Source organism: Nonomuraea rhizosphaerae (assembly GCF_019396405.1).
Taxonomy (GTDB): domain Bacteria; phylum Actinomycetota; class Actinomycetes; order Streptosporangiales; family Streptosporangiaceae; genus Nonomuraea; species Nonomuraea rhizosphaerae.
The window spans coordinates 1-8,175 of sequence record NZ_JAHKRL010000094.1 but is presented as its reverse complement, the minus strand read 5'-3'; the positions used below and the strand labels follow the sequence as shown (position 1 = coordinate 8,175).

Here is an 8,175-nt window from a genome sequence, read left to right as displayed (position 1 = left end):
GCGCGTCCCGCCGGCCGGCAGGCGCGCACCGGCCGCGGGACGGGCAGGTCGTGACCTCTACTCCCGCACCGAGAGCGTCGCGGGCCGCTCGGCCGCGGCGGTGGTGGCGGTCGGCACCGGGAGCGGATGCGGCCGGATCCCGATGTCACCCGCCGGAAGCACGCCGTTGACCAGGTACTCCGCCCCGATCCGCTGGGCTTGCGGGTTGGTGAAGCGCCCCGCGCTGCCGAACACGCAGTGGGTGCCCGAGTCCAGCTCGGTCACCAGTACCGAGGTGGGCAGCTTGCGGTGCATCGCGACGGTGTTCGCGTACGGCGTCGTGGAATCCCGCTCGGTGCCGAACATCAGGATCGGCGGGAGGTTCCTCCCTGACGGCACGATGCGCTGGTCGTGCCCGGCGGGCCAGTTGGCGCAGGCGGACGCGTACGCCACGTTGTACCAGCCGAAATCCGCGCCCTCGGACAGCTCGGTGAAGTCCCGCTCGATCGTCTCCCGGTCGGCCGGCCAGTCGGAGTCGACGCAGGCGACCGACATCAGGCTGGCGATGTAGTTCTCCTGCGCCCTGCCGCCGGCCGGGGTGGCCCAGTCGAGCACAGTGCTCTCGTCATTCCGCAGCACGTAGTCGGCCATCGCCTTCGCGAGCGGTTCCCAGTAGTGCTCGTGGGCGATGTTGGCGACGTAGACGTCCATCAGCTCGACCGCGCCGACGTTCTTGAGCTGCCCGTGCGGCTGGCGCCGGAAGTCCCCGAGCATCTTCTTCCAGGCCGCGTCCACCTCTTCGAAGGTCTTGCCGAGGTGGAAGACGTTGTCGTACCTGGCGATCCAGCTCAGGTACTCACGCTGGCGACGCTCGCCGGGCCGGATCTGGCCGGTCGAGTTCTTGTACCACAGCTGGGGTTCTTCGGGGTGCATGGAGCTGTCGAGGATCATCCGGTCGACCCGGTGGGGGTACAGCTCGCCGAACGCGGTGCCGACGTAGGTGCCGTAGGAGTAACCGAGGTAGCTCAGCTTCTCCTCGCCGAGCAGGGTGAGCAACCGATCCATGTCCTTGACCACGTTGCGCGTGCCCAGATGCTTCAGCTTGGCGCCCTGCTTCTCCCCGCACGCGCGGGAGTAGGCCTGCCAGGTCTGCCAGCTCTTGTCCCGCTCCTCCGGCCGGTCCGGGTCGGGCTGCAGGTTCGCCCAGTAGTCCTCGCCGACGCAGCTCGGCGGTTCGCTGTGGCCGACGCCGCGGGAGTCCATTCCGATGATGTCGTAGGCGTCGAGCACCTCCTTGGGCAGGCGGGTGTAGCCGCCGGCCTCGGGTTTCGACAACTTGCCCGCGTGCAGCACGCCGGAACCCGCGCCACCGCCCGGATTGACGAACAGCACCCCGCGCCGTTTCGCCGGGCTGGTGCTGGCGCGCTTCGAGACGAGCACGTTCATCTGCGCGCCGGCCGGTTTCGAGTAGTCGAGCGGAACGCGCATGGTCGCGCATCTCAGCTCCGGATACTGCTCGGCGACATCCGCCGGGCAGGTACCGAAATCCAGGGCGGAAACTGTTGCCGCGACAGGTGTTGCCAGGCCATATGCGGTGAGTGCCGTGGTCAGGCCAATGGTGAGGAGCATCCTCATTCGAACCCTCGATTCGGTGGGACGGCAAGACGGTGTGGCATTCGCCCGCGATGAACGCCCGTCTGCCACGCGTCGAGGGTTCCGGCCGGCGGCTGTCGCTGTCGATCCGCTCAGCGATGTCAGGGATGCGGAGATTGGATATGGGGCTCGATCATGTCGAGGGAAAGAAAAAGCCCCGTTGGCGTGCGCGTGCCGGACGGCTGGTCATCCTTCCTCGTCCAGGCGATCATCCGGCGGCCGATTGGCTACTGTTCGCGGGCCGGAAAGGACCGCCAGTGCCCCTCGGAGATGACCTCGACGGTGCCGCCGGTCACCTTGATGGCCGTCTGGTCGTCGATGGCGTACGCCGGCCCCGCGATGTCGGCGGCCCATTTCTCGGCCCTGTCCATGGTGTTTCCCGGCATGAGCTCGTGTCCCAGGTGCGGGAAGATCGAGAAGTCGACGACTCCCAGGGTGTGGTCACTGCCGGTGGGCGGTGTCCATTCGACGAAGTAGTCACCGATCCTGGGGGTCATCACCATGCTTCCCGCGCTCACCCCCACCCAGACCGTCTCGGGCAGTGACGGCAGGAGATCGGCCAGCCCGGACTGCCGCATCCAGTGACACAGGTACGTCGCGTCGCCGCCGTCCACCAGCAGGACGTCAGCCTCCCGGACCCACGGGACCCAGCGGTCCTGGCCGATGCTGGGCAGCGCGGTGAGTTCGAGGACGCCCACCGACTTCCAGCCCAGGTCGCACATGGGCGCCGTGGTCTGTCCGGCGATGAAGCGCCAGGCCGAGGCCGGCGTGCACATGGGGTGGCCGTACTCCGCCGTCGGGACGCAGAGGGCACGGGCGTCGGCGATCGGCCTGCCCAGCAGGTCGACCAGCGCGTCGCGGATGCTCGTGTTCGAGACGCCGCCGGACGTGAGAAGAAGCTTCAAGATCTCTCCTGAGTGGAGTGCGATGGAGCGGGGTGACGTGTAGACCTGGGACCGCCGCGAGACTCATCGCTCCGGCAGCACAATTCAGTACTCCGTGATACTTTGTAGTGGTACTCGGCGCCACTGAGTACCAACGGAAAGGACCCTCGATGGACGGCCTTACGGAGATGCTGAAGGGCACGCTTGAGGGCTGCGTGCTGGAGATCATCGGCAGCGAGGAGACCTACGGGTACGCCATCACACGCCGCCTGAACGACCTGGGCTTCTCCGACGTCGTCGAGGGGACGGTCTACACCATCCTGCTGCGGCTGGAGAAGAACGAGCTGGTCCAGGTGACGAAACGACCGTCCGGGCAGGGCCCGCCGCGCAAGTTCTACGCGCTCAACGACGCCGGGCGCGAAGAACTCGCAAGGTTCTGGGCGAAATGGGAGTACATCACATCACGGCTCGACAAGCTCAAGGAGGGCGGGAGATGAATCTCTGGGAGACCATGACAGGCAGCGACCTCACCAGGGAATGGAAGGCGTTCGAAACCCGCGCCGCAGCATTGCCGTCCGACCACCGGGCGGCGTGGGAAGAGATCAAAGGCCATCTCTTCTCCTACGGGGATTTCACCGGCCGAAACCTGATGCCGATTCTCGACGGCGCTCTGGGACTGCTCGAAGAGACGGCGGCCGACGGGCGGAGCATCGACGAGGTGCTGGATGACGACATCGCGGGCTTCTGCGCGGCGCTGGCCGGCGGAGAAGGGTCCAGAGGCTACCGCCAGCGGTGGCGCGATCAGTTGAACAGGAACGTCGCCAGGAAATTGGGCCGGCTGGGAGGCTGACGTGGGCATCCAGGACATCATCGAAGGCAAGAAGCAGTGGCGGGCACACCTGGCGCGGGTGAAGGCGCTCCCTCCGGATTACCAGATCGTCTACAAGGAGATGCAGAGGTACTTCTTCAAGGTCGGGCCGGTCGGGCTGACCGACGGATCCCTGCTCCCGGGAATCGTCGACTTCTTCGAGGAGGGCGCCGCGACGGGCAAGGGAGTGCTGGAACTCATCGGCGACGACGTCGCCGCCTTCGCCGACGACCTGATCAAGGACTCGCGCACCTACGCGGACATCTATCAGGAGTCCATCAGCGGGGAATCCGGCACGGCCGGGAAGTGACACCCGCCGGTTCCTCAGCTCAGCGGCAGCACGAGCGGGACCGGGCGGGGTGGTGCTTCGGCCGTCTCCGCAGGGCCCTCCTACAGTGGGTGGTTGTGCTTTTCGGAAGATCTGCGGAGCTCGGCGCACTCGACGAGGCGATCGCGCGGGCCCGCGACGGCCGAGTCGCACGCCCTGCTGGCCCGTTGCCGGGGGCTGGCCGAGTCGTCCGAGGACGCCTTCGGCGAGGCGCTGCGGCTGCACACCAACCCGTTCGAGGCGGCCAGGACGGCCCTGCTGCTGGGTGAGCGGCTGCGCCGGGCTCACCGGCCGGGCGAGGCGCGGGCGCATCTGCGTACGGCGTGGGAGACGTTCGAACGGGCGGGCGCGCGGCCGTGGGCGCGGCGCGCGCAGGAGGAGTTGCGCGCGGCCGGCGAGAGCGGGCAGGCCCCGCGACCGGCCGTGCTCGACGCGCTGACCCCGCAGGAGCTGCGCATCGCCGGCCAAGCCGGGCCACGGCGCGATCATCGCCGGGCGGATCCTGGGGGCGCGGCTGATGATCGTGGCGGGCATGGGGCACACACTGCCGCCCGAGGCGCACGAGGAGCTGACCACCGCCGTCCTCGCGCACACGGCCGGGTGACCGCGTGGGTCGTGAGCGGGCCCGTCGGCTGGATCGCCGCCGACCGCCATCTCGCGGATCTGGCCGAGAACATGTACCGGCCGGAATGGACGTGGATCCTGCGGCGGGTGAGCGGACCGTCATCGCCGCCGAGCTGATCAGGGCCGCCGTGCCCGGCGGAGCCGCTCGCCCCTGGCGACGCTGACCGCCCGCGAACTCCAGGTGCTCTCCCTCATGGCCCAGGGCCGGACCAACGGCGGCATGTCCCGGCACCTGCACCTGTCGGAGTCGGCCATCGAGAAGCACATCAACGCGATCTTCACCAAGCTGGGGCTCACCGAGGAGACGACCATCCACCGCCGCGTCGCCGCGGTGGTCACCTTCCTCGAACAGATGGGCAGGATGTGATCGTTATGACCCTGGGGTGTCCCCCTGGGCTTCCGCCTGGCAGCCGGCCTACACCGCCGCCGACCGCCTGGAGCGAACGGCCTTCGCCACGACGGCGACAACGGCGACGGCCAGCCCCGAGCCGACCCCGATCCCCATGGCGATCATGATCGTGTAGCCGCGGATGACAAGATCCTGGAATGCCGGAGCGACATTCTGGGCGAAGCTCACCGCGGCGGCCGGCGCTTGATGGCCCAGGCCCGCGCCGACGTTCCACAGCACCTGGTGGACGACGACGAGCGAGAGTCCGTACAGCGCGCCCAGAACGAGGAAATCCCTGATCGGTCTTGTGGTCTCGCGGACGATCGCCACCACCAGCCAGGCGGCGAACGGCGCCAGCGCGAGGACGTAGTAGAGCAGGCCGCTCTCCGGCGGGACGATGTTCAGGTCAGCGAGAACGGTGCGCGGCAGTCCGGCGGCGACCAGCGTCAGCGTCAGCCATGTGGGCATGCCGCCTGCGCGGAGGTTGGTCCTGTTCTGCGTCCGGGTCACATCGTGGTGGGTGGTCAACGTCTTCTCCTTTCGGCACCACCCAGCCTGTCCGCGATCGCGTGGCGGGACATCTGCTGGGGGAAGACGCGTGGTCTACACCGCAGGTTGTACGCCTGGCACGCCGGACGTACGACGCGGCGACGATTCGGCAGGTCAAGCGCCGTTGCGCGGCACAGGCCGACGTCGTGTCGTCGTTGGCCGTGTCGTCGGTCGGTGGTCATGCCCGCTACCCCCGCGACCGGGTGCCGTTGTCGCTGGCCCGCGGCTGCGCTGCCTGGCGGGCCGCTCGGCGCGGTCCTGGCGCGCTCTCGGCGCAGTGTTGCGCGATCCTGGCGCGGTCCTGGCGCGGTCTCGGCCGGCTCCGGCACGGTGCGCGTCGGCGCGCGCACCAGCTCGTTCATCCCCGCCGGGCGTCCGTTTCTCTTCGTCGAGACGATCCCCCACGTACGCCGGCAGGTCGTTCACTCGCCCTGTCCTCCATCGCCGCCCTGAGCAGGCACAGCCTCGGCCGGCCGCCAGGTGGCGACGCTCTCGTGATCGTCAGTACGCGAGAGCGGACGGGCGACTACTCCCCTTCAGGTGGTCAGGGAGTCGTTCCGTCATCGAAGGAGAAACCGAAGCTGCCCGGGTTCGGCGGCAGCACCCACTTCTGCAGGGGCCCGAAGTTGCAGCTCTGTATCCTCAGCTGGGTACCGATGGCCGTGTTGTTGCCGTCCGGGGTCACGCAGTTGAAGTTGAAGTGCTGCCCCAGGATCCAGACGTTGTCCGGGGCGCCGGGAGTCACCGCGCGGAACGTCCATTGCTGGTCGGGCGTGACACCGACGGCGCAGGTCCGCAGGACCAACCGGTTGCCGGACAGGCTGAGGCACTTGCCGCTGGAGTGGCGGATCGAGTTGTCGATCGACACAGCGACGGGCGCGAAGCCGTTCCAGACCGGAGTGCACTCCGTCAGCACCACAGGGGTGTTGTCAGCCGTGGCGCCGTTGAGCGGGCCGATGCATCTGGGGGGTGAGACGACACCGTTGTTGCGGATGATCGTGGACGGGAAAGCCGCGGCCTGAGCTGCGACGGGAGTCACCGCCAGGGCCAGTGTCAGGCCCAGCGCGGTGAGTACGGAGAAGAGAATTTGACGCACGTTCGCTCCTTGAGCATTTGGGGATCTTGTGACACGCGGAGCGCGTGTCTGCTCTGAAGGCGTTCCATGCGGTGCCGGGAGGTGCCGGGGAGTTCCGTGCCCAGGTCGTCGCGGAAGGCGATGGCCGCCGGCACGCCGATCCCTCGGCGTGGATCTTGACGTCGCGCCGGGCCAGAGACGACGCTGGCCACCGCCGAGGGCGGCAGCTGGACGTGAACGGCGTCACGCCGCATCCGTATGACCGGGCACCGGGACGGTGGTCAGGGCGCGACCACCGTCCCGATCCGCTGGGAAGAGGCGGGTGACGGGACCGCTCATCCAGGCGTGACCTTGATCACGATCTTGCCGCGGGCGTGCCCCTCCTCCACGACGCGCAGCGCCTGCGCCGCCTGATCGAGGGGAACGTCCTGGTCACGAAGGGCCGCAGCACGCCGTCCACGACCAGGCGCGCGACCTCCTCCAGCGTCGCCCGGTCGCGGGCGCGGCGTACCGGTGAGCCGCCGAGCCGCGCGACGGTCTCCCGGTCGGCCGCGGTGATCAGCTTCGACCGGTCCGCCAGCACGCTGGCCACCTCTTCCAGCGCGGCACCCCCGACCAGGTCGTATATCGCGTCGACGCCGTCCGGGGCGGCGGCCCGCACCCGGTCCGCGACCCCAGGGCCCGGCTCCACGTGGACGACGCCGAGCTGGGCGGCCAGGCCGCCGAGGCTTGCCGACCGCCCGCGCAGCAGTTCCAGTGCCTGCGCCTGGGTCGGCGTCACGCCCGCCGGCCCCGCCCCCTTCCACGCCCGCCTCCCGAGCACCGTGCCGATTTTCGACAAGCCGCTGGTCACATGCCTCGCGACGGGCTCACTGACCGCGTCGAAACCCTCGGACACAGTTCGTACTCCTAACTACGGCTTGACGTGGACACTGCCATGATTGATAGTACTCCTAACGATCGACCGGGCGAAGAGCGCGACAAGCAGGACTTTGCGCAGGTCCTGTCATCGCGCCCTGCGGGTGGCGCTTCCGCCTGCCCGGATTCGATCGCGCCGTGAGACGTCCGCTACCAGGCCGGTCGGACGAGCACGCGGGATGACAACCGCATGCGGCACCACTTCCACACCTTCCATTACACAACAGGAGAATCCTCCGATGCCTCGTGTGACATTGATCGACGCCCAGGCCGCTTCCGGTGAGTCCAAGTCCCTGCTGGACGACATCACCGCGACCTTCGGCACGACACCGGCCATGTTCAAGGCTGTCGCGAACTCCCCCGCCGCGCTCAAGATGATGTGGGCCGCGTTCGGGGCTCTGGGTGGCGGACGTCTTGGCGCCAAGCTGGGCGAGCAGATCGCCGTGCTGGTGGCCGACCGTAACAGCTGCGAGTACTGCCTGGCCGCCCATACGGCCCTGGGCCGGAAGGCGGGCGTGCCCGCGAGCGAGATGAGCCAGGCCCAGGCCGGCCACTCGGCGGACCCGCGCGTCAACGCCGCGCTGGGCTTCGCGGCCAAGCTGGTCGACAGTCGCGCGCAGGTGAGCGACGCCGACGTGGAGGCGCTGCGCGCGGCCGGCTTCGACGACGAGGAGATCGTCGAGATCGTGGCACACGTCGCGCTCAACCTCTTCACGAACTATGTGAACGTGGCCCTGTCGGTGCCGCTCGACTTCCCCAAGGTCGCCCTGCGCGGGGCCGCCTGATCAGAGCCCCTGATCGGGGCTGCCCGATCGGGACTGCTTGATCGGGACTGCTTGATCGGGACTGCTTGATCGAGGTGTGGGCGGGCGGCGGGCGCACCGCCCACCGCCCGCCCACGCATGTCCG

General features: G+C 68.8%; 11 protein-coding genes. 6 read left to right on the top strand and 5 right to left on the bottom strand.

The window, feature by feature from the left end:
• Nucleotides 1-57: 57 nt before the first annotated feature.
• Together KME77_RS04590 and KME77_RS04585 are read right to left on the bottom strand one after the other, a co-directional pair.
• Nucleotides 58-1,467 carry an alpha/beta fold hydrolase gene (locus KME77_RS04590; protein WP_219462269.1) on the bottom strand — a complete coding sequence of 470 codons (1,410 nt, stop codon included), beginning with the start codon at nt 1,465-1,467 and terminating at the stop codon, nt 58-60.
• 392 nt (nt 1,468-1,859) lie between these two features.
• Nucleotides 1,860-2,537: a Type 1 glutamine amidotransferase-like domain-containing protein gene (locus KME77_RS04585; RefSeq protein ID WP_219462267.1), complete on the bottom strand. Its 678-nt coding sequence runs from the start codon at nt 2,535-2,537 to the stop codon at nt 1,860-1,862.
• A gap of 149 nt (nt 2,538-2,686) precedes the next feature.
• Here KME77_RS04585 and KME77_RS04580 point away from each other — a divergent pair, with 149 nt between their 5' ends.
• The 5 genes from KME77_RS04580 (at nt 2,687) to KME77_RS04560 (ending at nt 4,703) form a co-directional block, all read left to right on the top strand.
• Nucleotides 2,687-3,013, top strand: a complete 327-nt coding sequence (locus KME77_RS04580; protein WP_219462266.1) for a PadR family transcriptional regulator — start codon at nt 2,687-2,689, stop codon at nt 3,011-3,013.
• Nucleotides 3,010-3,366: a DUF1048 domain-containing protein gene (locus KME77_RS04575; RefSeq protein WP_219462265.1), complete on the top strand. Its 357-nt coding sequence runs from the start codon at nt 3,010-3,012 to the stop codon at nt 3,364-3,366. Before KME77_RS04580 ends, KME77_RS04575 begins: the two co-directional genes overlap by 4 nt.
• 1 nt (nt 3,367) lies before the next feature.
• Nucleotides 3,368-3,694 (top strand): DUF1048 domain-containing protein, encoded by a 327-nt coding sequence (locus KME77_RS04570; protein ID WP_219462263.1) that lies wholly within the window; start codon nt 3,368-3,370, stop codon nt 3,692-3,694.
• 93 nt (nt 3,695-3,787) lie between these two features.
• The gene (locus KME77_RS04565; protein WP_219462261.1) at nt 3,788-4,453 is read left to right on the top strand and encodes a hypothetical protein; all 666 of its coding nucleotides are present in this window, start codon (nt 3,788-3,790) and stop codon (nt 4,451-4,453) included.
• 34 nt (nt 4,454-4,487) lie between these two features.
• Nucleotides 4,488-4,703, top strand: coding sequence for a response regulator transcription factor (locus tag KME77_RS04560; protein ID WP_308250550.1), 216 nt, complete (start codon nt 4,488-4,490; stop codon nt 4,701-4,703).
• A 48-nt stretch (nt 4,704-4,751) separates the two neighbouring features.
• On the opposite strand, the gene KME77_RS04555 is transcribed toward KME77_RS04560, so the two are convergent.
• The 3 genes from KME77_RS04555 to KME77_RS04545 form a co-directional block, all read right to left on the bottom strand.
• A complete protein-coding gene (locus tag KME77_RS04555; RefSeq protein WP_219462258.1) occupies nt 4,752-5,252 on the bottom strand; it encodes a hypothetical protein in 501 nt (166 codons plus the stop codon).
• 565 nt (nt 5,253-5,817) lie between these two features.
• Nucleotides 5,818-6,369, bottom strand: a complete 552-nt coding sequence (locus KME77_RS04550; protein WP_219462256.1) for an RICIN domain-containing protein — start codon at nt 6,367-6,369, stop codon at nt 5,818-5,820.
• 334 nt (nt 6,370-6,703) lie between these two features.
• On the bottom strand, nt 6,704-7,246 hold the full coding sequence (locus tag KME77_RS04545; protein WP_219462255.1) for a zinc-binding dehydrogenase: 543 nt from the start codon (nt 7,244-7,246) through the stop codon (nt 6,704-6,706).
• Between the two features lie 259 nt (nt 7,247-7,505).
• On the opposite strand from KME77_RS04545, the gene KME77_RS04540 reads away from it, so the two are divergent.
• Nucleotides 7,506-8,051 carry a carboxymuconolactone decarboxylase family protein gene (locus KME77_RS04540; protein WP_219462253.1) on the top strand — a complete coding sequence of 182 codons (546 nt, stop codon included), beginning with the start codon at nt 7,506-7,508 and terminating at the stop codon, nt 8,049-8,051.
• Nucleotides 8,052-8,175: the final 124 nt, after the last annotated feature.